Here is a 24,002-nt window from a genome sequence, read left to right on the forward strand (position 1 = left end):
TTTAGTTTGTTTCTATTTCAACTAACAATTGCTCCTTATGTTTTAGCTGATACTTTGATAATTTATCAAGTGAAGCAGAGGTTAGTATATGTCCTTCAGGTAACAGCAGTATGTGCTTAAGATTGTATAAGTTTTGCTTTAATTTCATACCGGCTTTGAGTGCACTCACTTGTAGTCCTCTTCTTGCTTTGTTTGCTATGTCTACTTCTTCGGAAGTGACTAAAATTGACAAAGCGTTGACTATCACTGGGTCATAATAACTGCCCTGGCGTAGTTTTATTGCGTCAAAGCCGTCAGCCATGCTTTTTTTATTACCATCGTATCGGCCTTCAACATGCAGCCAAAAATCTCTCGCTACTGCCAATATTCGTGACCCAAGAGGGATGTCTACGCCTGCTTTTTGAGCGGGTTCACCACCGCCATTAAAGCGTTCTAATTGATTGCCGATGATGAGTGACATTTCGCTTAAATGTATCGCCGGCAGTAAGATCTCTTCGGCATGTAATGGATGTTCATTAAATAAACGACGTTCACGATCATAGAGGTCGGTATATGCCGTTTCAGCTATTTTGGTGGGGAGCGCGATTTTACCGATTTCTGAAAATAAGCCCGCTTTTGTTATCGTAACTACCTGTTCTGCGGGCAATTGCAATGCATTTGCAAGATATTCGCAGGTGGCGCTGATTTTACGGGCCAGTTCGCCACTGAGTGGTGGATAACTCACGATGATATTGTAGAGTACCTCTAAGGTAGCAGCTTCATCTTTTTGTCGTTCACTTGCTAAGTTTTTGAATTTTAATAGTGTTTGCTTAAGTTGTTCTGTACGTTTTTGAACGGTTTCCTCAAGGGAGTTATTGAGTTCTTTTAACTGTTTGTTTTGTGCGGCTACCTTGGCAGTAAGTTGTTTGTTTTGACGAATTAAGTGGTACATTGCTAATCCTTCGTCAACCACAGTTAATAGTTCTTGATTATCCCAAGGTTTTTGAACATATCTGTGGATTTTTCCAAGATTGATTGCAGAGACCGTCGAGGCAAGATCAGCATAACCGGTCATTAAAATGCGGTAAGCGTCTGGTTGTAATACCGCCGCTTTAGCTAAAAATTCTGCCCCCGTCATATTCGGCATGCGCATATCGGTGATAATGACATTGATTCTATGCTGCTTCATTAACTCTAAAGCTTGGCTCCCGCTATCAGCCAATAAAAGCTGCAGCTCCTTACCGATAAAAAGCCGCTGTAGCGATTTTAGAATACTGGCTTCATCGTCTACACACAAAATCAATGGCAGAGTGCTTTCAGATGGGGTTGGCATTAAGTCACCTATCGCATTTGTCCTATTTGTCTTATAGATTAAAATTATGCTATAAGTGTTAACTAAGCAAGAATAATCATGGGTACGAGAGCATGAAAACGCTCAAGCCAAGCGAGATTGCTCAATATTGCGATGTTCATCAACGCACAGTGAGTCGCTGGATCGCTAAAGGTCAATTAAAAGGTTACAAATTACCTGGACGGGGTAATTATCGAGTCTTGGTTGATGACTTCATTAGTTTTCTACATCAACAAAACATGCCAATGCCAGAAGCCTTTTTAGCCTCAAATAATAATGAGTTAATGGCTGATAAAAAGTCTATTCTTATCATTGATGATGAATTATCGATGCGAAATGCACTCAGGCGGGCACTCCATTCAACACCCTTTGCAATTTTATCGGCACAGGATGGTTTTCAGGCTGGGGTGAAAATTATTGCTGAAAAGCCAGATTTAATTCTTCTTGACCTGTCCTTACCTGGGTTGAATGGTTTTGAAGTTATCCAATTTATTCGAGAGCGACCGGAGTTAGCAAATATTAAAATTTTAGTATTATCAGGGCTTTCACCTAAAGAGTTAGCAGAGTCGATTAGATTAGGTGCGGATGATGCGATAGCAAAACCTTTTGATAATCATGATCTATTGGACAGAGTAAATATGCTCTTAAGCTAGAGGCCACAATGGATAACTCTTTACTACTAGTCGATGACGATGTTGGCATTTTAAAGGCCCTAAAACGCTTATTAACTCGTTTTGGCTATTCGGTAAAGACAGCTCAAAGTGGAGAAGAAGCGTTAAACCTATTACTCACTTATGATTGTAAAGTTGTTTTGACCGATTTTAGAATGCCCTATATGGATGGAGGGCTGTTACTTTCTAAAATCAAACGCTTATATCCTGAAGTCGTCGGGCTTGTCATTAGTGGTTATTCAGATTTTGAGTCGGTGAAATCATTACTTAATGCGGGTAGTGCGTATCGTTTTCTGCAAAAACCTTGGGAAGATAACGAGTTACTTGAAGAAATAGCGAATGCATTTACGCATCACAACAAACAGATTTTTCAACGCCAATCCCAAAAAATGTTGTTGGCTAGTTCCGATGCCTTACTCGAGATATCCCCATCTAATCAAATTGTGCATGCTAATATTGCGGCGACAAAGCTCTTGGGTTCAACCTTGGTCGAGGGACGTTTGCTTGATGAGTTTTTGGTTGAAACAGATAGGTTAACCTTGCAGGAACAGGCATTAGCAATCGGTCAGAGTGTATCTATTAGGTTATTGAATCACACTGAATTAGAAGTGAGTTGTCGTTTAGCTGGTCCTTCTGGGGTCGTTTTGTGTTTAAATCCCGTGACTGATGGAGAGTTGCTAAACACGGCATTTGAACTTCCTTCGCTGCTTAATTATCAGCAGCTTATCTCGGTGATAACACAATATCTCAATTCTCGCAGAGCTATGGTTCTCGTTGTTATCAAGATCAAAAGTTTTGAACTCTGGAGCCGCATGATTGGTTATTCAGAAGCGCAGCGGACTATCGAGCATATTGCATTACAGCTACTTAATTCCACTGGTACGGCAGGGGAGCTTGCACTACTAGCGAATGAACAATTTGTGCTTTGTTTACCTGATATTACCTCCGAGATGGACGCTTTACAGAAGGCCGCTTCAATTATTGACCCCGTGACTGGTAAAGCTAATTTGACCTCATCTAAGTTGGATTATGCTGTCAGTTACTGTCTTATACCCGACGATGGTGATGAGCCTCGAGCCGTTCTGAATAATTTATTACTGGGTAATCTGATGATGGCAGAAGACTCAGTCCGGATGTTCATGCGTTATGATCAGCAAGCTATTGAACGAAAAAAACACCAGATCTCATTAAATCAGGCGTTATTTCATGCGGTGCAACAGCGTCAACTTTTTCTGCATTTTCAGCCAAAATTTGATTTTGCCAAATATAATTTGTCCGGCTGTGAAGCCCTCATTCGTTGGCAGCACCCCGAATTTGGGATGGTTTCACCTGCGTTATTTATTCCTTTAGCTGAGCAACATGGCCAAATGGTGGATATTGGCTATTGGGTACTCAAAACGGCCTTTATTACTGCGGCCAGATGGCGGAGTGAAGGCATTCAATTTGGAAAAATGGCAATTAATATATCTGGTCGACAGTTAACTGAGCCTGATTTTATTCACTGGATAAAGCATCATATTCAGCTGACAGGCGTTTCACCGACAGATTTAGAATTTGAATTAACAGAAACTTTTTTGCTTAATAACCTTGAAGATTGCGCGATCACCCTTAAGGCGATTGCTGAACTCGGTATCAGTATTGCGATAGATGATTTTGGTACCGGTTATTCATCTTTGAGTTACTTGAGTAAACTACCTATTAATGTACTAAAAATTGACCGTTCACTTGTGCTCGATATTGAAAGTAATTTGAATACTGAAAGTTTAGTGGCTAATGTGGTCAGGTTAGCACATGATCTGAACATGAAAGTGGTTGTCGAGGGTATTGAAACATTGGACCAACTCAATATTGTCAAATCCTTAGGTTGTGATGTAGTGCAAGGATACTGCATTTCTAAACCGCAATCTGAAGAGGAGTATTTAGCGCTATTGGCTTCTTTTGAAAGTCTTTCAGCTACAATGGCTTAGGAGAGAGTTATGTTTAATGTACTCTTTGTTGATGATGACAGTTTTATGCTTAGAGCTCTCTTGCGGCTAGCGAAAAGACTGAGACCTGATTGGCAGTTTTGGACTGAGGAGGATGGCCTAAACTGGGCAAAATCTATTGCTAATGATGTTAATGTCGATCTTATAATCTGCGATTATTTAATGCCTGATGTTAATGGCGATAGGGTACTCGTTGAGGTTTCAAAACATTATCCCCAGGCAATTAGAGCGTTACTTACAGGTGACACGACAGAGGAAGTAGTATGCAAAGCGGGCAAAACGGCTCATTTTGTATTGAGTAAACCCTTCAATGAACAGGATATTGTACAACTTCTGACCTCAGTAGAACGGGTTCATAAATTGCCATTCTCCCAAGACGTTAGAGCAATGTTGGGCGCAAGTGCTTTATTACTACCTCTGCCAGACATAGTGCAACAAGTCCGCAAAGTGCTTCTAAATCAGCAATCCGAAGCCGCCGATATCGTTGATCTTATTGCCCACGAACCAATTATTACCGCCAAATTATTACAACTCGCAAACTCCGCGTTTTTGGGTTTTAGCCGCACAACACTGTCAATTGAAGAGGCTATCAAACGCTTAGGGGTGGATTTAACTAGCGCTATTATTAGTTCCATCGCCATTGAGCAATCGGCGACGTCGATTATTGATAAGTCTGCACAGAGTAGAATTAACGAACATGCGTATCAGTTAGCGCTTAACGCTCAAAAAATCGCTAAAGCACTTAATTTACAAAAGAGTCTACAAGAAGAGCTATTTATTGCCGCTTTGATGTCGTCAATAGGTGAGTTGATTTTGGCATCTCGTATTTGGCAAGATTCGTTTGCGACTCAGTTTACGGAGTGGCCAGTGAGAAAACTCATCGTCTCTATATCAGCCTATCTTTTAACGCTTTGGGGGTATAGCGAATCCTTATGTGACAACATTTTATCCAGCGCAGAGCCTGAGGTGAGTAATGTTGAACATAATCTAGCCTTATTATTATGCTTGGCACACTATGCCACTAAATATCACGGCAGAATCCCCGATGAAATATTGAATAAGCTACCCGATGAGCAAATAAAACTAAAATTAGCTAATCTCTAACTCAAGATACATTTGTGGGCATTTAGATCTTACATATTTATTCGATCACTAACTTATCCCAACTTGCTGAATAGACTGCAACTTTATTCTCTGTCGCTTTCGTGTTTCCTATATAGCAATGTAACCCTTCGAACTCCCTTGGTATGTGAATAAAGTTGAATATCATCTAACTTATTTGCATCACTAGAGCGTGCTTTTTACTGCTATTGTTATCATTAACCGTTTATTTTCCTGAATGAAAAAGCGTGTTAGGTTAAATCCACAATCGCATGCCTCACCTAACGAAAGGATGTTTTATGGTTGAAAAAATCACTGGGATGCTAGCACTCATCGGCGTGCTTTCGCTTTTTTGTCAATGGCTTGGTTGGAAATTGAGATTACCTGCAATTTTACCACTACTACTCTGTGGTTTACTACTAGGTCCAGCATTTGGAGTGTTAAATCCCGATGCAATATTTGGGGATTTACTGTTTCCGATTATTTCCCTAGGCGTTGCCGTTATCCTGTTTGAGGGCGCATTAACCCTCAATTTTAAAGAGATTAAAGATCATGGCCGCATGGTGACTCACTTAGTGAGTATCGGCATGGTGATCACCTGGGGCTGTATCAGTGTTGCCACTTTTTACCTGCTGGATTTTAGCTGGGAAGTTGCACTGCTATTTGGTGCGTTGGTGGTGGTCACGGGGCCAACTGTGATAGTACCAATGCTGCGCAGCGTTAGGCCAAAGTCGCAGCTCGCGAGTATTTTACGCTGGGAAGGGATTGTGATTGACCCAATTGGCGCGCTGCTAGCGGTATTAGTGTTTGAATATATTACGGTATCTGGCAATCAAACTAGCCATGTACTCTATGCACTAGGTTCTATGCTCACACTTGGCTTAGGCTTAGGCGCTGCATCGGGTTACTTAATTGGCCAAGTGATCCGCCACAATTTATTGCCACACTATTTACGTAATACCGCAGTATTAACCCTCATGCTGGGGATTTTCGTCGGCTCAAATTTGTTGCAGGAAGAATCGGGATTACTCACCGTGACTGTGATGGGCATTTGGCTGGCGAATATGCGCGGCGTGGATATTGCTGAAATCCTTGAATTTAAAGAAACACTGACAGTTCTGCTGATCTCCGCATTATTTATCCTGTTAGCCGCCAGACTAGACTCGAATGCCATGATGGATTTAGGCTGGGGCGGAATTGGTGTACTCGCTGTGACCATGCTGATCGCACGGCCAGTTAGTATTTGGGTATCTGGCATAGGCACGTCATTATCAAAGGCCGATAAGTGGTTCCTATGTTGGATTGCTCCGCGGGGGATTGTGGCGGCGGCCGTGTCTTCATTATTCGCCATTAAGTTAGAGGCAAACAATGTGCAGGGCGCCGAAGCCATTGTACCTTTAGTGTTTTTAATCATTATCGGCACAGTGGTGATCCAAAGCCTAACCGCGGGCCGCTGGGCGAAATACCTTGGGGTTACGTCGGGTTCGGCGCAAGGATTATTAATTTTTGGTGCCTCCAAGTTTTCCCGCGAGCTGGCAAAAATCTTAAAAAGCAAAGATGTCAAAGTGCTGCTGGCCGACAGCAACTGGGATAATATTCGCCTTGCACGGATGGACAATATTCCGGTCTATTTTGGTAACCCTGCCTCGGAACATGCTGAAACCTATATGGATCTAACTGGGATTGGCCGCGTGCTGATCATGTCGCCTTATAGGCAGTTAAACCCGCTAGTGACCTTTTATTTTCAAGATGTATTAGGCGCTAAAAAGGTTTTTGGCCTTAATAATGCCGAGCAGGGCAGCGCGCGCCATCAATTGTCTGAGTCTTACAAACAGCGGCTATGTTTATTTGGTGATACGGTTTCCTATGCCAAAATCGCTAGTCAAATGGCGAAAGGAGCGCAACTTAAAGTCACTAACTTAACTGAAAACTTCACTTTCGAGCATTTCCGCAAGCGTTATGGCGAAACGGCATTGCCGTTAGTGTATCTAACCAAAGAAGGTAAAGTTGTGATTGTGTCAGGCAATAACAACCAATTCCCCAACGGCATTGAGTTGATTAGTTTATTGCCCGTTGAAGCCCTTGAAGAAGCGAAAATCCAACAGGCGATTGCAGAGCAAGAGGCGATAGTTGCACAGGCCAAAGCGGCGGAAGAAGCGGCCCTTGCGAAAGCCAAGGCCGAGGAGAAAGCAGAAGCTGAACGTCAACGACTTGAGCTCCAAGCGCAAATCAAGGCGGCGGAACAAACGCAACCTGAGGTTGAAGCACAAGATAACATCAACACATCGGATGAAACGTTGGTGAAGGGATAATAGGCAAGGCCAAGGTTAGCTAAGGATGAGCTTGGTATTTGCGAAGGGATAAGCCAGTTAAGTGAGACGAAAATAAAAAAGGCACTAGATTGTAGTGCCTTTTGTTTATTTAGATGGGCTTAGTTAGTACCGCTTAGCTAGTACAGCTTAGCGATTAAGCTGCGCGTTCCTGTGAAGTGGTAGAAATCACTTCAGGGCGCAGCTCTGCTGGGTCGAAGTCATCCACATTGATAGACTTCATACGGCCGATTTCGGCACGTTCCAACAGTTGTACTTCGCTGTCGCTTAGTACGCCTAAGGCTTTACCTTCAGCAGCGACTTTATCTAACCACATGAAAGGTAAACGTTTGCCACTGGCTTTACAGACTTTGTCGAATAAAGGTTCGGCGGCCAGAATATCCTTCAGCGTTTGCTCTTGGATACCCACAGCATTGTGCTCAGAGTTAGTCCAGAATTGGCCTTTACCTAAACGATCACGGCTTTCACAGGGCGTTTGCATTATCTTGGCCACTTTATGATCTAACACATCGCTTGGACGTTTCAGTGGACGACCAAATGGGAACATGATGGCGCGTAATACGCCGCCCAGACCCATAGGGAAGTTATCCAGTAAATCGTCTAATGAAGCCTGTAACTTGTACAGAGCATCTTCAACCGCCCATTGTACCAGTGGTAGATCGTCGGTTTGACGGCCTTCATCTTGATAACGTTTTAAGGTCGCAGAAGCGAGGTATAACTGGCTTAACAGATCGCCTAAGCGGGCAGAAATACGCTCTTTACGTTTTAAGTTACCGCCTAAGGTTGCCATGGCCAAGTCTGATAGCAGGGCAAGGTTAGCACAGAAACGGTTCATATGTTGATAATAACGTTTGGTTTTATCTGAGTATGGCGCGTTAGAGAAACGGCTTGATGTCAGACCTAACCAGAAGCAACGGACAAAGTTACTGGTCGCAAAACCAATGTGACCGAAGATGGCCGCATCGAAGTTGGCTAAGCCTTGGCCAGACTCAGTATCAAACGCTGACTCCATTTCGGCCAATACATAAGGATGACAACGAATAGCGCCTTGACCGTAGATGATCATCGAACGTGTCAGGATGTTTGCGCCTTCAACGGTAATCGCAATCGGAGCCGCTTGATAGCCACGGCCTAAGTAGTTGTTAGGGCCTAAGCACACACCTTTACCACCGTGGATGTCCATGGCGTCGATAACGCATTTCTGCATCCGATCAGTCAGGTGATATTTCACTATAGCCGAGATAACTGAAGGTTTTTCACCTAAGTCGATACCTGTGGTGGTTAATGAGGTCACGGCATCCATCAGGTAGGCGTTACCACCGATGCGTGCCATTGGCTCTTCAATCCCTTCCAACTTACCAATAGGCAGTTTGAATTGACGACGAATACGCGCATAGGCACCAGTTGCTAACGCCGCGGTTTTGACGCCACCGGCAGAGTTTGATGGCAGGGTGATACCACGGCCAACAGATAAACACTCAACCAGCATACGCCAGCCTTGGCCAGCCATTTTCGGACCACCGATGATAAAGCTTAATGGTACGAATACGTCTTTACCGCGAGTAGGACCGTTTTGGAACATACAGTTCAGCGGGAAGTGACGACGACCCGTTTCAACGCCTTCAACGTCTGTAGGAATAAGCGCGCAGGTAATGCCCAGCTCTTCTTTATCGCCTAACAGGTGATCAGGATCGCGCAGTTTAAAGGCTAAGCCTAATACAGTCGCAACAGGGGCGAGGGTGATATAACGCTTGTTCCAGGTTAAGCGCATACCTAAGACTTCTTCGCCTTCCCATTGGCCTTTACACACGATACCAAAGTCAGGGATAGAGCCGGCATCGCTACCAGCCTCTGGGCTAGTTAACGCGAAACAAGGGACTTCTAGCCCTTTGGCTAAACGTGGCAGGTAATAGTTTTGCTGCTCTGGCGTACCATAGTGTTGTAACAGTTCGCCAGGGCCTAAGGAGTTAGGCACACCTACAGTGGATGCCAGCTCGCTGCTTAACCCCGCAAGCTTTTGCAGTACGCGTGATTGGGCGTAGGCTGAGTATTCTAAACCGCCGTATTTTTTCTTGATGATCATGGCGAAGAAGCCGTGATCTTTCAGGTATTGCCATACTTCAGCAGGCAAATCAGCAAGTTGGTGTGATACTTGGTGTTGATTCACCATGCGGCACACTTCTTCAACTGGACCGTCTAAGAAGGCTTGCTCATCGGCACTTAAACGAGCGACAGGGTAGTTGTGGAGTTTTTTCCAGTTTGGGTTACCCGCAAACAGATCGGCTTCCCACCAAGTGGTACCAGCTTCAATCGCTTCTTTTTCGGTTGAAGACATTTCGGGCATGATGCCACGGTACATTTTCATCAGTGGGCGACTGATAACATTTTGTCTAAATGCTCTGATATTGAGTGGCATCGCGATCACTAGGAAGATAATCCAAGAGATAGGGCCGACAACATCGAGTGTCCATCCGGCTGTCATCACAACAGCGGCTGCAATAGTGGCAGTGAGCAAAGATACCCGAAGGTAAGCTAGGGCTCCTAGCACTAAGATCATGGCGATGATCCAAAGTAGGGTAGTCACTGTAATTTCTCCTTAAGTATGACCGAGTGCCAATCACAGGTCATAACGAGTTTTATTGATTGCGATCACAATTATAGTTTGTGGTCTGACCTGTGTCGCATAAAAGTTAAACCTAAGGCCGTTTTAATACAAGTATTTTTCAAACAATTGTTTAAATTTTTTGTCACCTTTGATCATTCCACAAATGTCATCAACTAGTTACAATGCAAAACTGTGGATATTTGGATTAAGAAAGGCGATAAACATGTGTGAGTTACTGGCGATGAGCGCCAATGTGCCGACCGATATTGTGTTTAGTTTTACGGGTTTAGCACAGCGTGGTGGCGTCACTGGGCCCCATGTTGACGGTTGGGGGATCACTTTCTATGAGGGCCGTGGCAGCAGAACTTTTAAAGATGCTTGCCCGAGTAGTGAGTCGCACATTGCAAAATTGATCAAATCCTATCCGATTAAAAGCGAGGTGGTGATAAGCCATATTCGTCAGGCCAATCGCGGCTGTGTTTCCCTTGAAAATACTCATCCATTCACCCGTGAGTTGTGGGGCCGTTATTGGACCTATGCTCATAATGGTCAGTTAAGCGACTATCAGGCGAAGTTTCAGGTGTCTCGTTATCAGAGTGTTGGTGATACCGACAGCGAGCTGGCTTTTTGCTGGATATTGGAGCAAATCGCGGCCAAGTTTGGTGATCGTCGGCCTGAAGATATGCAAGCGGTATTTCGATTTGTGGCAACGCTGGCCGATGAGATCCGTGCCTTAGGTGTGTTTAATATGATCCTCAGCGATGGCGAATACTTGATGAGTTATTGCAGTAATAATCTGTGTTACATCACCCGCACGGCGCCGTTTGGCAAGGCAAAATTACTTGATACCGATGTAGTGATTGATTTTGATAAAGAAACCACGCCACACGATGTCGTGACTGTAATTGCCACTCGGCCGCTAACCGAAAACGAAGACTGGCAGGTGATGCAACCCGGTAATTGGAAGTTGTTCCGCTTAGGTGAGCTGCTTATCGATTTGTAATTGGGGCGCTGTCACAGTCATTGCACTTTGACGGAATTCAATAAGACACAAAAGGCCAAACGGAGTCACTCACGTTTGGCCTTTTGTGCTGTTACGGCATCTTAGAAACAGCGCTAAATCCATCTTAAATTGCGATAAATGTGTAACTGGCTTAATTCGCGCCTGTGCCGAGAAGTTTAGGTACTTTCTGCTCCGTCGGAACTTCAGTATCAACAGCAGCGGGCGCGGCTTCAACTGGCACATCGTCGAAATGATACTTAAGCAGTTTGATATCTAGCTGTTTGCTGCCTTTTTCAAAGTGCGTCAGACGAACGGGGAGGTAGGCTAAATCCGGCGCCATCCAAAAGAAGGTTTGGCGTTTATGATTGTCACGCACTACCTCAATTTTGACTGTATCATAACTGCCGCTTTCAATTGTCATCCGTTCCTTACCAATCACATGGAACTTATACTCATCGAGCTCGTTAGATTTAATCATTTTATAATCAAGCACTTCTTTGCCAGCGCTGATATCGAGTCGAAACTGCAGCTGCACCATTAACGGATCGAAAATATCGCCTTCGAAGGGGAATTTACCTTTTTCATCCTTATAACGGGTATGGATCATCCCTTGCCCCTTGGCAAAGGCGGTTTGCTCGATAAAATTCGGACCGACACCTTGGCGCTCATGCAAATAGCGCAGGGGTAATAATTGATTGCCCTCTTGGGCAAACTCACTCAGTACATGGCGCACATCGGTCAGTAATAACAGGCTAAGATCGCTGTCGAAGCGATATTTATAGACGCCATCCTCTATGGCTGGCAGTTGATACTTGGCCTTACCCAGTTCAACATCACCATAATTAACTTGATATTCAGCAGTTTGAGGCGTTAAAGGCGTTGGCGCCGCCATCGCAAATACGCTGTGGGTGAGTGCGAGACTCACGAATAACGTTGGAATTGTGCGCAATTAATGCTCCTTTATATCGCAAACAGAAAGCGTCTAACACTGCTTATCCTATGGCTCAGCTATCAAATTTAAGTGTTTATAACCGAGTTTATATTGGAATAAATAGTTTTTAGATCAATATATTAAATTAGAACGGGATTGACATCACTAAGGTTGCCATATCCGGTTGCCACTCACATTCAGACAAGTTCACTTTGCCACAGTTCACCATTACACCTTCAAGGCGCAATAATTCCATCTGTTCCTGAAAGGAGGCTGAATGTTTTTCGAAGGAAATTTTTCCTTGGCTATTGAGTACTCTATGCCAAGGAAGTGACAAATGTTCGGGGGCCAATTTGAGAGCCCTGGATACATAGCGAGCGCGTCCTGGTAACCCTGCGAAATCGGCGATCTTACCATAACTGCTCACTTTGCCGGGCGGGATCATCGCTACAATCTGCCAAATCTTCGCCATGGGTGATAGGGCATGACTTCGTATATCTTGTGTATTGTCTAACTCGTCTGGCGTATTAGCCTTATCTTGCTCTAAGTAGCGATAAAGTGGAGACTTATCTTTTGCAAACCGCATGATGATGCCAAATAAAACCATGAAAAAGGTGAGCCAGTGTAGCGTTAAACAAAGGCCAAGTGAAATAGAGGCTAGTTTGAAAAGCCGTAATTTAAATCTAAAAAATCGATTGTAATGATTTTTATTAAACTATTTAGTTTTGAATATTGAGAAAACACAGGAATAGTTCATAATGGCGCCAATTTTTTTGACTCCATAAGAGATGAAACAGGCATGGCTGTACTCGATATTCTGACAATTCCCGATGAACGTCTAAAACGCAAAGCGCAACCCGTAAAAGATATAGAAGCAATTCAGGGATTTATCGATGACTTAATCGAAACCATGTACCACACTGACGATGGTATCGGTCTGGCCTCTACCCAAGTGGGCAGTACAGATGCGGTGATTGTGATCGATTTATCCGAAACCCGTGACCAACCCTTAGTGCTGATTAATCCAGAGATTGTTGAAAAGTCTGGCGAGTATGTGGGTGAAGAAGGCTGTCTTTCAATCCCAGGTTACCGCGCCAAAGTGAGCCGTTTCGAAAAGGTCAAAGTCACCGCCTTAGACAGACAAGGCAAAGCGGTTGAAATCGAAACCGACGACTTTTTAGCCATTGTTTTGCAACACGAAATTGATCATTTACACGGTAAAGTGTTTATCGAGCATTTATCGGCATTGAAGCAACAAATCGCCTTAAAAAAGGTACGTAAATACGCCTAATTTCCCCAATGTCTTGCTCTGCAAAGCCGCACATTAGATTGCGGCTTTGCTGTTTCTAGGCGGCATTACCCGTCGTACTCATGGTGATAAAATTGTTACGTTGTTGAATGTTTATCTAGATACACGCAAAACGAGTCTGTTATCAGCATCTATGGGCTAACTACGATGGTAATAACAAAAAATCATCAAAAGCATGTTGTGCTAGCAGGTTTGGCACGAAATGGGTACAAAATTAAGCTAGGTTGAGCTTGATTTTTGCACATTTTATGCCGTATCAGTTAGTTACACTGGGCGTGGTGCAACTGTCGTCTTAACTCCTCAAGTTTAATTATTAGCGAAGATGAAAGCCCTCACTATCGGTGGTGAGGGCTTTAATACCTGTCCAGAGTATTAAAAACACTTAGCAAAATGTTCTGTGCTCATCTCTATACATCAGATAACTGCTTTAATAGAGCGATGGCTACAGGTTCAGAGCTGGCGGGATTTTGACCCGTGATCAATGTGCCATCTTCTACAACAAAAGGCGCCCAGTTTTGGATTTTTTGGTAATTCGCTCCCAGACGAATAAACTCATCCTCAATCAAAAACGGTACCACGTCGGTGAGTTGCACATCCGCTTCCTCGCCATTCGTAAAACCTGTCACATTGCGGCCCTTAATCAATGGTTCGCCATTGGGTGTAGTCACGTGGCGTAAGACAGCGGGAGCGTGGCAGACAAATCCTGTTGGTTTGTTGGCCGCCGTAAAGGCTTGAATTAATTTAATTGAATCTTCTGAGTTGGTTAAATCCCATAATGGGCCATGACCACCAGGATAAAACACGGCATCATAGTCTTCTGCCTTAACCGTCTCTAATTTCACTGTATTAGCTAAAGCGTGTTGAGCTGTAAGATCTTGGTTGAATCTATGGGTTAAATCGGTTTGAAAATCCTCAAGCTCGCTCTTGGGATCGAGTGGCGGTTGACCACCAAGAGGAGACGCTAACACTATATCAGCCCCCGCATCTTTGAAGGTGTAATAGGGCGCCGCAAACTCTTCTAACCAAAAGCCAGTTTTGTGGCCTGTATTACCCAGTTCGCTATGTGAAGTTAGTACCATTAGAATTTTCATGTATTTTTCCTCAACCCGCTCAGCGGGTTTCAATAAATAGTGTGTGTTATTAAGCGATAAATAGTGATTTCAACATGGCATGTTTCTGTTGATATGGGGCTCGTAAACGTAAATTTGAAGCGCCATCTTCACTTTGAACAACTACGGGCTTGGCATGGCTGAAACGTCTAAAACCGTGAATACCATGATAAGCTCCGATCCCAGAAGCGCCGACGCCGCCAAAGGGTAAGGTATCGATAGAAGCATGCGTCATGAGATCGTTAATCACCAACGCTCCTGATGTTGTACTCATGGAAAACGAATGCTGCTTGCTGTCATTTCCAAAATAATAAGCGGCGAGAGGCCTTGGGTGCGCATTAATATATGTAACCGCTTCATCTATCTGTTGATAGATTTTGATTGGTAGCAGTGGGCCAAAGATTTCCTCTTGCATCACTAACATATCCTCTGTGACATTCAAGATAATGTGAGGGGCAATCTTGCGTGTAATGGCATCAAAATCTGGCTCTCCAGCGGGAGCTAGGCTGATGATTTCTGCTCCCTTTTCTTTGGCGTCATAGATAAGGGCTACCAAGCGCTCAAAGTGTCTTTGACTGATGATTGAAGTGTAATCATCATTTTGCTGTATGGCTGGAAAGTTTTCAGCCATAAAGCGGCGTGTCGCAGTGACAAAGTCGCTAGCTGCTGCCTGAGGCAATAGTATGTAATCAGGTGATACACAAATCTGGCCTGCATTAAATGTTTTGACCGTCATAGTGCGTTCGGCGGCGACTTGAATATTGGCATCTGCTGCAATCACAACGGGGGATTTACCGCCCAGCTCTAATGTAACTGGCACTAAGTTTTCAGCTGCGGCACGCATGACCTGCTTTCCAATTGCGGTGCTCCCCGTGAAGACCAAATGATCAAATGGTAAAGCACTAAATGCCTGTCCAACTTCAGCATCACCTAATACTACGACCAACTCGTGTGGTTCAAAGTATTGGGTGACCAATTCTGCAAGTAGCAATGAGGTCGTGGGCGTTAACTCTGAAGGTTTAAGCATGGCTGTATTACCAGCGGCAAAGACGCCCGCTAGAGGGCCGAATGCGAGATTCAGTGGAAAATTCCAAGGGCTGATAATGCCCACCACGCCAAGCGGTTGCTGCTCAATCCAGGTTTGCATGCCGTCAGCGGGTGCCGCCACTATTTCGGGTTGCATCCATTGTTCTACATGCTCGGCAGCAAACTTTAATGCACTGATAGTACTTGCGATATCGGCCAGCAGTGACTGATAGCCACTGCGGTGACCAAAGTCGGCACTGATGGCGGCCGAGAGTTGCACGTGATTTTCGTTAAGTAATTTTACTGCTCGTAATAATCTGTCATGGCGAACCGCCGCATCAGTTACGCCTAATTTGAGGTGTGAACTTTTTAAGCCGCTGAGTATGCTCTGTAATTCTTGTTTTGTTTGCTTCATTGGTGTTTTTACTCCATTCACATGAACTTAGTTTGATTCAAATAATGTTTAATTGAACGTCAATGTTGCCGCGGGTGGCATTCGAGTAGGGGCATACTTGATGAGCTGCGTTAACCAGTGCTTGAGCCTGCTGCTTTTCAATGCCAGGTAATTCGATGTTGAGTGTGATGGCGAGGCCATATCCCTGGGTCTGTAATATGCCTATGCCAACTTGTGCAGTGACTTTTGCGTCATCTGGAACCTTTGGATAGGCTACTTTATGGGTCGCAACAACTGCTTTCATCGCGCTGAGAAAACAAGCGGCATAGCCCATAGCAAATAGCTGTTCTGGATTATTACCAAAACCTCGCCCGCCTAATTCTTTTGGAGCCCCCAACCAAATATGGAGTGAGCCATCTTCTGTTCTTGCATAGCCATCTCGTCCACCCGTTGCCGTAGCCGCCGTGCGATAAAGTTCATTCTTCAACATCACTATCTCCTTAATCGGAAGGTGTAAATTTGCGTTGAATGAATCATAAAAGAATTTTGAAGGACTAAGATAACAATGCTATTTTAGTGGGGGTATAAATAAATTTATGGGGTTGTATGTCATTAGTCCGGCTAAGAACGTTTATTGAAGTTTATCGACAACGCTCAATTAGTGGTGCTGCGCGTATGCTCAATCTGACGCAACCTGCGGTATCGCAGCATATTGCAGGACTTGAAGTGGCCGTTGGTCGGCCTTTATTTGAGCGTCAAGTCAACGGGGTATTACCGACTTCTGTTGCGGATGAGTTAGCTGCTGATATTGGCGATAAACTCGATGCGGCAGAAGCCGCCCTTGCGTCTGCGAGAGCGCGTTCTCGTGATGTCTCTGGTGCTTTGCAACTGATTGGCCATGCTGATTTTATGGCGGAAAATCTCGCGCCTCAATTAGCCCCACTGCTTGATGCGGGAATACGCGTTCGTATGCATGCAGGGGATGGCCCCATGGTCACGCAGATGTTATTGGAGGGACATTGTGATTTAGGTATTTCAGCTCATCCAGTGACCGATAATCGTCTAAAAAGTGAAATACTGCTGACAGATAAGGTGATTGCGGTCGCTTCTCCGAAGGTAGTTGAACGCATATTACAAGCGGCAGAGTTTGATCGTGCTTTACTGCAAGAGCCGCTATTAGCCTACAACTTAGAATTATCCTTAGTAGATGCTTGGCTGAGCGCCAACCGCATTGATGCGCACAATTTGATCCCCGCTATGGTAGGTCAAGATCTACGAGCCCATAGAAACCTGTTGGTGCAGGGAATTGGTTGGTCTGTTCTTCCGCAATTTTTATGTGAAAAGCAACTTGACTCGGGTGAGTTAATGCTTATCCCGCCACCAAGAACTCAAACAGAAATTAATTACTACCTCATTTGGTTACCTAGCGCATTACGTCAGCCAAGAGTTGCTCATGCTCGAAGCGCGCTATTAGGTCTTCTACAAGGGGTTATGTAAGACGATGTATCTTTTTACGCTCATTAAATTGATTAGCATTTGCTGAGCATCAATACTAAAAGCATCAAGAAGTTTGGGGCGAAAGATCTCATAAAATATGTTTCCATCATGTCAACGAACGACTGAACTTCTAAACAGCAGGGGCGGTAATACAAATTTGTGTATTACCGGAATAATTGTCTCTTCCGAGACTTCATCGGTTCTTCTGGTTATCTATGATGTTTGGTTCCCGGCGAATATGCTGACATTATGGGGTATTCTCATCAGCTTCCCAGCCTCCGCCCAGTGCTTTATAGGCAGCTATTGCTGACGTTATGGTCTCGGCTATTGCAAGCGTTTCTTCATCCGATGCTCGCAGTAAACTTTCATCAGCCTGTAGTACCTCCAACTTGCTGGCTATTCCCTTCTGGTATGCGGAAAATGAGGCGTTACGTGCATGCTGAATAGCGTCAACCCCCTGCGATACAATCTCAGTCTGTTGTTCCCGTTTTGCTAATGTTGAGAACGTGTTTTCGACATCTTCAGTGGCTTTCAGAACCGCCAGTCTATAGGCAGCAAGCATTTCTGCTTCACGGCCTTTGGCTTGCGCAATCTGGGCATCTATTCGACCAAAATCAAATAAGCGCCAACGTAAACCAATGACGCCAGCCGCTTGGTTAGCGGCGTTGCTAAATAAATTTCCTTCTGTAATTGAGGTAGCACTTCCTAGCAGTCCACTCAATGAAAATTTTGGATAATACTCGGCAATCGCAACACCAATCTTTGCATTTGACGCTGCCAGATGCCGCTCTGCAATAATGAGGTCAGGGCGACGTGTGAGCAATTCACCGGGCGTACCCATGTTGATAGTGTTCGGGATAGAGGGAAGCGGAACGATTGCAGTAAGTTCTGCGCGATGTGATCCAGGAAGCGTACCCAGTATCACGTCTAGTGCGTTCATTGTTGTCTCTAGGCTTGCTTCCATCAGAGGAACAGTCGCCTGATATTGAGCGAGCATAGCTTGTGTTTGATGGACTTGGCGTTCAGGCACTAACCCCTTGCTGTAAAGGAGATTGATCATATCGAGCATTTGCTGCTGCGTTTCTACTTGTTTGCGAGCGATGTCTAGTCGAGCTTGGATGGCGCGAATGTTGACGTAGATGCTGGCGGTTTGTGCGGCTACGGCCAGTCGTGTGGCTGCAATTCCTGCCGACGTTGCTTGGTACTCAGCTAGAGCTGCCTCTCTGTCTCGGCGGAGACCGCCAAACAAATCTAGTTCCCAACTTGCGTTCAGGTTGGTTTCGTAACTGCTGCCATAACGATCAAAACTTGGGGATGAGTTCAATATTTGTCCCAAAGGGGTTTCTACGGATTGGTAAGCGCGAGCGGCTTGCCCAGAGATACTGCCGGATGGGAGTAGAGCTGCATTGGCTGCTCCTAGCCCTGCTCTTGCTTGAGCCAGTCGTGCCGTTGCCTGAGCCAGATCAAGGTTCTGGTCTAGGGCAATGGCGATGTAATGAGTTAGTTGCGCGTCACCAAATTTTTCCCACCACACGTCTAGCTGAGCATCGATCGTTGTTTCTTGTTTGCCAACAGAGTTCTGCCCATAAAAGTGATTGGGGGTAGATAGTTTCGGAGGGATATAGTCAGGCCCTACAGCACAGCCAGCTAACATACTGGTTACCGTAAGCATGATGAATGAGTGTTTTAGACGCATATTATTACCAAGGATTGACATCTGGTGACCATGTTACCATTTGGTCACTCGTTGTCAATCTGGCCGTGACGCGTTAGAATTCTGATATGTATGGAAGTCAGAGAAAAGATTATGAGTGAAGAGCACAACAGTCCAGCATTGAATCGAGGTCCTGTTGATCATGATGTGCGGGATCAGATTGTTATTGCAGCAACAGAACATTTCAGCCGCTACGGTTACGGTAAAACTACTGTCTCAGATTTGGCTAAATCAATTGGATTTTCAAAAGCATATATATACAAATTTTTTTCCTCTAAACAGGCCATTGGGGAAAGTATATGCACAAACTGTTTAGGTGAAATTGAGGCCGATGTTCGAAAAGCGATAGAAGGTGTTGACCAACCGCCAGAGAAGCTACGCCGAATGTTTAAAGAAATTGTTCAGGCAAGCTTTCGGTTATTTTCCCAAGACCAAAAGCTCTATGAAATTGCCGCTTCAGCCGCTGCAGAACGTTGGCAGGCAACCATTTACTATGAGCAAAACATCAAGGCGCTACTGCAAGGGATCCTTCAAGAAGGGCGTCAATCGGGAGATTTTGAGCGTAAAACACCGTTAGATGAAATAACAACAGCCATTTATCTTGTCATGAGGCCATATATGAATCCCCTCATGTTGCAACATAATTTTGACTTCATTGAAGAGGCTCCTGTCCAGCTCTCAAATTTGGTTCTTCGTAGTCTTGCACCATAAAATTGATGTGACTATTGACTAAATTGGTCACTGGAATAATAATTGCACTCCTGAACAGTTCTTCATGGAGGCTTATGTATGTCTCGTCACAACATACTTACAATAGCAATTATTACTTCGTTACCGCTGGTCTTGACGGCTTGCGGCGAAGAAAACAAAACTGATCCTCGTACCGAAGCGCCATTGGTACGGACCGTTAAGATTGATTCGCCTCGTGCTGAATCTCGCTCATTCACTGGTGTCGTAGCGGCTCGTATAGAAAGCGATCTTGGTTTTCGGGTATCCGGTAAGGTGCTAAAACGCCTTGTGGATACCGGGCAAATGGTGAAGCGGGGGCAAGTACTGATGCAACTTGACCCGGTAGACCTAAAGCTTGCGGCTCATGCCCAACAAGAGGCGGTTGTGGCGGCTGAAGCTAAGGCGAAACAAGCGGCGGAAGATGAGGCTCGATACCGGGATTTGCGTGGTACTGGCGCTATATCTGCCTCAGCTTACGATCAAGTAAAAGCAGCTGCGGATACGGCAGCGGCTCAACTTCGTGCAGCACAAGCACAAGCTGAAGTGGCAATCAATGCTACTCGGTATACGGATCTTGTCGCCGATGCTGATGGGACTGTGGTCGCAACGCTTACTGAGCCTGGGCAAGTTGTCAGTGCTGGTCAGATAGTTGTTCGAGTTGCACACGCCGGGGCTCGTGAAGCAGTGATCCAACTACCTGAAACTCTGCGGCCTTCATTGGGTTCTTCTGGGCAGGCACAGCTTTTTGGTCGGCCTGATATGACGTCGGTTGCAACGCTCAGACAGCTTTCAGATGCTGCAGACCCAATGACTCGTACCTTTGAAGCGCGATATGTTTTGACAGGAACGCTTGGCAGTGCACCTTTAGGTTCCACTGTAACCGTCAAGATTGCTAACGATGCTTTGACAACAGAAGGTAGTTTCAATGTTCCACTTGGGGCTTTATTCGACGCAGGTAAAGGGGCTGGCGTTTGGAGTATTAATGGCACGCCTACAAAAGTTTCGTGGCGTCCAGTCACCGTTCTAAACATTAGCGATAATTTTGCGCGTGTCTCCGGCCAAATCAATCAAGGAGATCTGATAGTAGCACTTGGTTCTCACTTGTTACATGAGGGTGAACTGGTGCGCGTCTCTGTTCCAGCCTCGACGACTACCGTCGCGGGAGTTCGTCCATGAGTGAGCATCGTTTTAACCTGTCAGCACTTGCGGTGCGCGAACGTAGCGTAACATTGTTTCTGATCTTCCTGATCGCTGCCGCCGGTATCCTCGCGTTTTTCCAGCTCGGGCGTGCAGAAGATCCACCATTTACCATCAAGCAGATGACAATCGTCACCGCTTGGCCAGGGGCCACGGCGCAGGAAATGCAAGATCAGGTCGCTGAACCGCTGGAAAAACGCCTACAGGAGTTGCGTTGGTATGATCGTGCGGAAACCTTCACCCGTCCCGGTCTGGCTATCACCATGCTTTCTTTTCTTGACAGTGCGCCGCCTTCGGAGATTCAGGAGGAGTTTTATCAGGCACGTAAAAAGATGGGGGATGAAGCCAAAAATTTACCTGCCGGCGTCGTCGGCCCCATTATCAACGACGAATATGCCGATGTGACGTTTGCGCTCTTCGCGCTCAAAGCCAAAGGCGAACCGCAGCGGCTGCTGGTGCGGGATGCGGAAACCTTACGCCAGCAACTGTTGCACGTTCCCGGGGTGAAGAAAGTCAATATCATCGGCGAGCAACCTGAACGCATTTTCGTCTCGTTCTCCCACGACCGATTGGCAACGCTTGGCGTCACACCGCAAGATATCTTTGCCGCGCTCAACAACCAAAACGTACTAACTCCGGCAGGCTCCATCGAAACCAACGGGCCGCAAGTGTTCGTACGTGTCGACGGCGCATTCGATAACCTAGAGAAAATCCATCAGACGCCTATCGTGGTGCAGGGAAGGACACTGAAATTATCCGATGTCGCCACCGTCGAGCGTGGTTATGAAGACCCCTCGACCTTCATGGTTCGCAGCAACGGTGAACCAGCGTTGTTGCTGGGCATCGTGATGCGTGATGACTGGAATGGGCTTAAGCTCGGCGAAGCGCTTGAAGCGGAAGTCACCAAAATCAACGCAGCGCTGCCCCTAGGCATGACCTTGAGCAAAGTGACTGATCAGGCCGTCAATATCAGTTCGGCTGTCGACGAATTTATGGTCAAATTCTTTGTCGCCTTGCTGGTGGTGATGGTGGTGTGTTTTGTCAGTATGGGCTGGCGCGTCGGTATTGTGGTCGCTGCAGCGGTGCCGCTGACGCTGGCGGCGGTGTTTGTCATCATGGCTGCTAGCGGCAAGAATTTCGACCGCATCACGCTGGGTTCGCTGATCCTTGCGCTGGGCTTGCTAGTGGATGACGCCATCATCGCCATCGAAATGATGGTGGTGAAAATGGAAGAGGGTTATAGCCGTATCAAAGCATCTGCCTACGCCTGGAGTCATACGGCAGCGCCGATGCTCTCTGGCACACTGGTTACCGCCATCGGCTTTATGCCGAACGGGTTCGCCCGCTCAACCGCTGGTGAATACACCAGCAATATGTTCTGGATTGTCGGTATTGCGCTGATCGCCTCTTGGGTGGTGGCGGTAGTGTTTACCCCCTATCTGGGGGTGAAAATGCTGCCGGATATCAAGAAGGTTGAAGGCGGACATGACGCCATTTATAACACCCGTAACTACAACCGTTTTCGGCAAGTGCTGGGGGCTGTTATTACCCGCAAATGGATCGTCGCTGGTGCGGTTATCACGCTGTTTGTGGTCTCTGTACTTGGTATGGGGGCAGTCAAGAAGCAGTTCTTCCCGACGTCTGATCGGCCTGAAGTGCTTGTGGAAGTGCAAATGCCATATGGCACCTCGATTGAACAAACCAGCGCCGCCACCGCGAAAGTTGAAGCTTGGCTGGCGCAGCAGCAAGAAGCGCGCGTTGTGACATCCTATATCGGCCAAGGTGCGCCGCGTTTCTTCTTGGCAATGTCGCCTGAATTACCCGATCCGTCGTTTGCCAAAATCGTAGTGCTGGCAGGTAACGACAAAGAGCGCGAAGCCCTCAAGTTCAGGTTGCGTGAGGCGATAGTTGGTGGCTTAGCGCCGGAGGCGCAGGTGCGTGTCACTCAGATAGTGTTTGGCCCGCCGTCACCGTTCCCCGTCGCCTACCGCGTTATGGGGCCTGATCCAGACAAGCTGCGCACCATCGCCGATGAAATCAAAACCGTCATGCGCGCAAGTCCGATGATGCATACCGTCAATACGGATTGGGGGCCGCGCGTTCCAACGTTGCACTTTACCCTCAATCAGGATCGACTCCAGGCGGTGGGGCTGACCACCAATTCGGTGTCCTTGCAACTGCAGTTCCTGCTGAGTGGAGTACCGATTACCTCGGTGCGCGAAGATATTCGTTCAGTGCAGGTTGTCGGCCGAGCTGCCGGTGACATTCGTCTTGATCCGGCTAAGATCGCCGACTTTACGCTGGTCGGTTCCGCAGGGCAGCGTATTCCGTTGTCTCAGGTGGGGTCGGTGGATGTGCGCATGGAAGATCCTATCCTGCGACGCCGTGACCGCACACCGACTATCACGGTTCGCGGTGACATCGGCGAAGGACTGCAGCCGCCGGACGTTTCCACCGCCATCATGACCCAGTTGCAGCCGATCATCGAGAATCTTCCGGCAGGCTACCGGATTGAACAGGCGGGCGCTATCGAGGAATCCGCTAAGGCGACTGTCGCCATGCTACCGCTGTTCCCGATCATGATTGCCCTTACGCTGCTCATCATTATTTTGCAGGTGCGTTCGATTGCGGCGATGGTGATGGTATTCCTGACCAGTCCGCTGGGGTTAATCGGTGTGGTGCCGACCTTGCTGCTGTTCCAGCAACCGTTCGGCATCAACGCGCTGGTTGGTCTGATTGCGTTATCAGGGATCCTGATGCGTAACACGTTGATACTGATTGGGCAGATCCACCACAACGAACAGGAGGGGCTGGACCCATTTCGTGCGGTCGTCGAAGCCACCGTACAGCGAGCCCGACCGGTGCTGCTGACGGCGCTGGCGGCAATTCTGGCGTTCATCCCGCTTACCCATTCGGTGTTCTGGGGAACGCTGGCCTATACGCTGATTGGCGGCACGTTGGCTGGGACAATCCTGACGCTGGTGTTTCTTCCAGCTATGTATTCTATCTGGTTCAAGATCAGACCTAGCCAAAGTAGCTGAGGTTTACGTGATTAACGTATGCATTTTGAG

At 46.3% G+C, this 24,002-nt stretch carries 18 protein-coding genes; 10 read left to right on the plus strand and 8 right to left on the minus strand.

What is annotated here, in order from left to right; genetic code table 11:
- Window position 1: 1 nt before the first annotated feature.
- Window positions 2–1,312 carry an HD domain-containing phosphohydrolase gene (locus MMG82_RS07975; RefSeq protein WP_052183991.1) on the minus strand — a complete coding sequence of 437 codons (1,311 nt, stop codon included), beginning with the start codon at window positions 1,310–1,312 and terminating at the stop codon, window positions 2–4.
- Between the two features lie 92 nt (window positions 1,313–1,404).
- On the opposite strand from MMG82_RS07975, the gene MMG82_RS07980 reads away from it, so the two are divergent.
- The 4 genes from MMG82_RS07980 to MMG82_RS07995 all read left to right on the plus strand — a co-directional run bounded on the left by MMG82_RS07980 (window position 1,405) and on the right by MMG82_RS07995 (window position 7,399).
- The gene (locus MMG82_RS07980) at window positions 1,405–1,983 is read left to right on the plus strand and encodes a response regulator (RefSeq protein WP_047536517.1); all 579 of its coding nucleotides are present in this window, start codon (window positions 1,405–1,407) and stop codon (window positions 1,981–1,983) included.
- Between the two features lie 8 nt (window positions 1,984–1,991).
- Entirely contained in the window at window positions 1,992–3,968 is a 1,977-nt protein-coding gene (locus MMG82_RS07985) for an EAL domain-containing protein (protein ID WP_047536519.1), read from the plus strand.
- Between the two features lie 9 nt (window positions 3,969–3,977).
- Window positions 3,978–5,090 carry an HDOD domain-containing protein gene (locus MMG82_RS07990; RefSeq protein WP_037419113.1) on the plus strand — a complete coding sequence of 371 codons (1,113 nt, stop codon included), beginning with the start codon at window positions 3,978–3,980 and terminating at the stop codon, window positions 5,088–5,090.
- Window positions 5,091–5,386: 296 nt separating this feature from the next.
- The gene (locus MMG82_RS07995) at window positions 5,387–7,399 is read left to right on the plus strand and encodes a sodium:proton antiporter (RefSeq protein WP_047536521.1); all 2,013 of its coding nucleotides are present in this window, start codon (window positions 5,387–5,389) and stop codon (window positions 7,397–7,399) included.
- 154 nt (window positions 7,400–7,553) lie between these two features.
- Here MMG82_RS07995 and fadE read toward each other — a convergent pair whose 3' ends face one another.
- Window positions 7,554–10,001 carry an acyl-CoA dehydrogenase FadE gene (gene fadE / locus MMG82_RS08000; RefSeq protein WP_047536523.1) on the minus strand — a complete coding sequence of 816 codons (2,448 nt, stop codon included), beginning with the start codon at window positions 9,999–10,001 and terminating at the stop codon, window positions 7,554–7,556.
- Window positions 10,002–10,245: 244 nt separating this feature from the next.
- Here fadE and MMG82_RS08005 point away from each other — a divergent pair, with 244 nt between their 5' ends.
- Window positions 10,246–11,025, plus strand: a complete 780-nt coding sequence (locus MMG82_RS08005) for a class II glutamine amidotransferase (RefSeq protein WP_172591422.1) — start codon at window positions 10,246–10,248, stop codon at window positions 11,023–11,025.
- A gap of 151 nt (window positions 11,026–11,176) precedes the next feature.
- On the opposite strand, the gene MMG82_RS08010 is transcribed toward MMG82_RS08005, so the two are convergent.
- Together MMG82_RS08010 and MMG82_RS08015 are read right to left on the minus strand one after the other, a co-directional pair.
- Window positions 11,177–11,974, minus strand: a complete 798-nt coding sequence (locus MMG82_RS08010) for a DUF3108 domain-containing protein (protein WP_037419101.1) — start codon at window positions 11,972–11,974, stop codon at window positions 11,177–11,179.
- Between the two features lie 127 nt (window positions 11,975–12,101).
- Window positions 12,102–12,545, minus strand: coding sequence for an MGMT family protein (locus tag MMG82_RS08015; RefSeq protein ID WP_139122654.1), 444 nt, complete (start codon window positions 12,543–12,545; stop codon window positions 12,102–12,104).
- Between the two features lie 210 nt (window positions 12,546–12,755).
- Between MMG82_RS08015 and def the strand changes: the two genes are divergently transcribed.
- On the plus strand, window positions 12,756–13,247 hold the full coding sequence (gene def / locus MMG82_RS08020; RefSeq protein ID WP_037427638.1) for a peptide deformylase: 492 nt from the start codon (window positions 12,756–12,758) through the stop codon (window positions 13,245–13,247).
- 425 nt (window positions 13,248–13,672) lie between these two features.
- On the opposite strand, the gene MMG82_RS08025 is transcribed toward def, so the two are convergent.
- From MMG82_RS08025 to MMG82_RS08035, 3 genes are read right to left on the minus strand one after another with little or no spacing between them, the layout of a single operon-like run.
- Entirely contained in the window at window positions 13,673–14,356 is a 684-nt protein-coding gene (locus MMG82_RS08025; RefSeq protein ID WP_047536531.1) for a type 1 glutamine amidotransferase domain-containing protein, read from the minus strand.
- Window positions 14,357–14,405: 49 nt separating this feature from the next.
- Window positions 14,406–15,815, minus strand: a complete 1,410-nt coding sequence (locus MMG82_RS08030) for a coniferyl aldehyde dehydrogenase (protein ID WP_047536533.1) — start codon at window positions 15,813–15,815, stop codon at window positions 14,406–14,408.
- Window positions 15,816–15,852: 37 nt separating this feature from the next.
- A complete protein-coding gene (locus MMG82_RS08035; RefSeq protein ID WP_047536535.1) occupies window positions 15,853–16,284 on the minus strand; it encodes an organic hydroperoxide resistance protein in 432 nt (143 codons plus the stop codon).
- Between the two features lie 116 nt (window positions 16,285–16,400).
- Between MMG82_RS08035 and MMG82_RS08040 the strand changes: the two genes are divergently transcribed.
- The gene (locus tag MMG82_RS08040) at window positions 16,401–17,291 is read left to right on the plus strand and encodes a LysR family transcriptional regulator (protein WP_047536537.1); all 891 of its coding nucleotides are present in this window, start codon (window positions 16,401–16,403) and stop codon (window positions 17,289–17,291) included.
- A 247-nt stretch (window positions 17,292–17,538) separates the two neighbouring features.
- Here the strand turns inward: MMG82_RS08040 and MMG82_RS08045 are convergent, their stop codons facing one another.
- On the minus strand, window positions 17,539–19,008 hold the full coding sequence (locus tag MMG82_RS08045; protein ID WP_241406716.1) for an efflux transporter outer membrane subunit: 1,470 nt from the start codon (window positions 19,006–19,008) through the stop codon (window positions 17,539–17,541).
- Between the two features lie 69 nt (window positions 19,009–19,077).
- Between MMG82_RS08045 and MMG82_RS08050 the strand changes: the two genes are divergently transcribed.
- From MMG82_RS08050 to MMG82_RS08060, 3 genes are all read left to right on the plus strand, one after another.
- Entirely contained in the window at window positions 19,078–19,716 is a 639-nt protein-coding gene (locus MMG82_RS08050) for a TetR/AcrR family transcriptional regulator (protein ID WP_241406717.1), read from the plus strand.
- Window positions 19,717–19,794: 78 nt separating this feature from the next.
- Entirely contained in the window at window positions 19,795–20,910 is a 1,116-nt protein-coding gene (locus tag MMG82_RS08055; RefSeq protein ID WP_172591420.1) for an efflux RND transporter periplasmic adaptor subunit, read from the plus strand.
- Window positions 20,907–23,972, plus strand: a complete 3,066-nt coding sequence (locus MMG82_RS08060) for an efflux RND transporter permease subunit (protein WP_241406718.1) — start codon at window positions 20,907–20,909, stop codon at window positions 23,970–23,972. Before MMG82_RS08055 ends, MMG82_RS08060 begins: the two co-directional genes overlap by 4 nt.
- Window positions 23,973–24,002: the final 30 nt, after the last annotated feature.

The sequence above is a fragment of the Shewanella sp. MM_2022_3 genome (genome assembly GCF_022557375.1).
Taxonomy (GTDB): Bacteria; Pseudomonadota; Gammaproteobacteria; order Enterobacterales; family Shewanellaceae; genus Shewanella; species Shewanella xiamenensis.

Excerpts from the sequence above, each read along its gene's own strand:
- MMG82_RS07975 (WP_052183991.1), bottom strand. The coding sequence starts at position 1,312 with ATGCCAACCCCATCTGAAAGCACTCTGCCATTGATTTTGTGTGTAGAC.
- MMG82_RS07980 (WP_047536517.1), top strand. The coding sequence starts at position 1,405 with ATGAAAACGCTCAAGCCAAGCGAGATTGCTCAATATTGCGATGTTCAT.
- MMG82_RS07985 (WP_047536519.1), top strand. The coding sequence starts at position 1,992 with ATGGATAACTCTTTACTACTAGTCGATGACGATGTTGGCATTTTAAAG.
- MMG82_RS07990 (WP_037419113.1), top strand. The coding sequence starts at position 3,978 with ATGTTTAATGTACTCTTTGTTGATGATGACAGTTTTATGCTTAGAGCT.
- MMG82_RS07995 (WP_047536521.1), top strand. The coding sequence starts at position 5,387 with ATGGTTGAAAAAATCACTGGGATGCTAGCACTCATCGGCGTGCTTTCG.
- MMG82_RS08005 (WP_172591422.1), top strand. The coding sequence starts at position 10,246 with ATGTGTGAGTTACTGGCGATGAGCGCCAATGTGCCGACCGATATTGTG.
- def (WP_037427638.1), top strand. The coding sequence starts at position 12,756 with ATGGCTGTACTCGATATTCTGACAATTCCCGATGAACGTCTAAAACGC.
- MMG82_RS08025 (WP_047536531.1), bottom strand. The coding sequence starts at position 14,356 with ATGAAAATTCTAATGGTACTAACTTCACATAGCGAACTGGGTAATACA.
- MMG82_RS08030 (WP_047536533.1), bottom strand. The coding sequence starts at position 15,815 with ATGAAGCAAACAAAACAAGAATTACAGAGCATACTCAGCGGCTTAAAA.
- MMG82_RS08035 (WP_047536535.1), bottom strand. The coding sequence starts at position 16,284 with ATGTTGAAGAATGAACTTTATCGCACGGCGGCTACGGCAACGGGTGGA.
- MMG82_RS08040 (WP_047536537.1), top strand. The coding sequence starts at position 16,401 with ATGTCATTAGTCCGGCTAAGAACGTTTATTGAAGTTTATCGACAACGC.
- MMG82_RS08045 (WP_241406716.1), bottom strand. The coding sequence starts at position 19,008 with ATGTCAATCCTTGGTAATAATATGCGTCTAAAACACTCATTCATCATG.
- MMG82_RS08050 (WP_241406717.1), top strand. The coding sequence starts at position 19,078 with ATGGAAGTCAGAGAAAAGATTATGAGTGAAGAGCACAACAGTCCAGCA.
- MMG82_RS08055 (WP_172591420.1), top strand. The coding sequence starts at position 19,795 with ATGTCTCGTCACAACATACTTACAATAGCAATTATTACTTCGTTACCG.
- MMG82_RS08060 (WP_241406718.1), top strand. The coding sequence starts at position 20,907 with ATGAGTGAGCATCGTTTTAACCTGTCAGCACTTGCGGTGCGCGAACGT.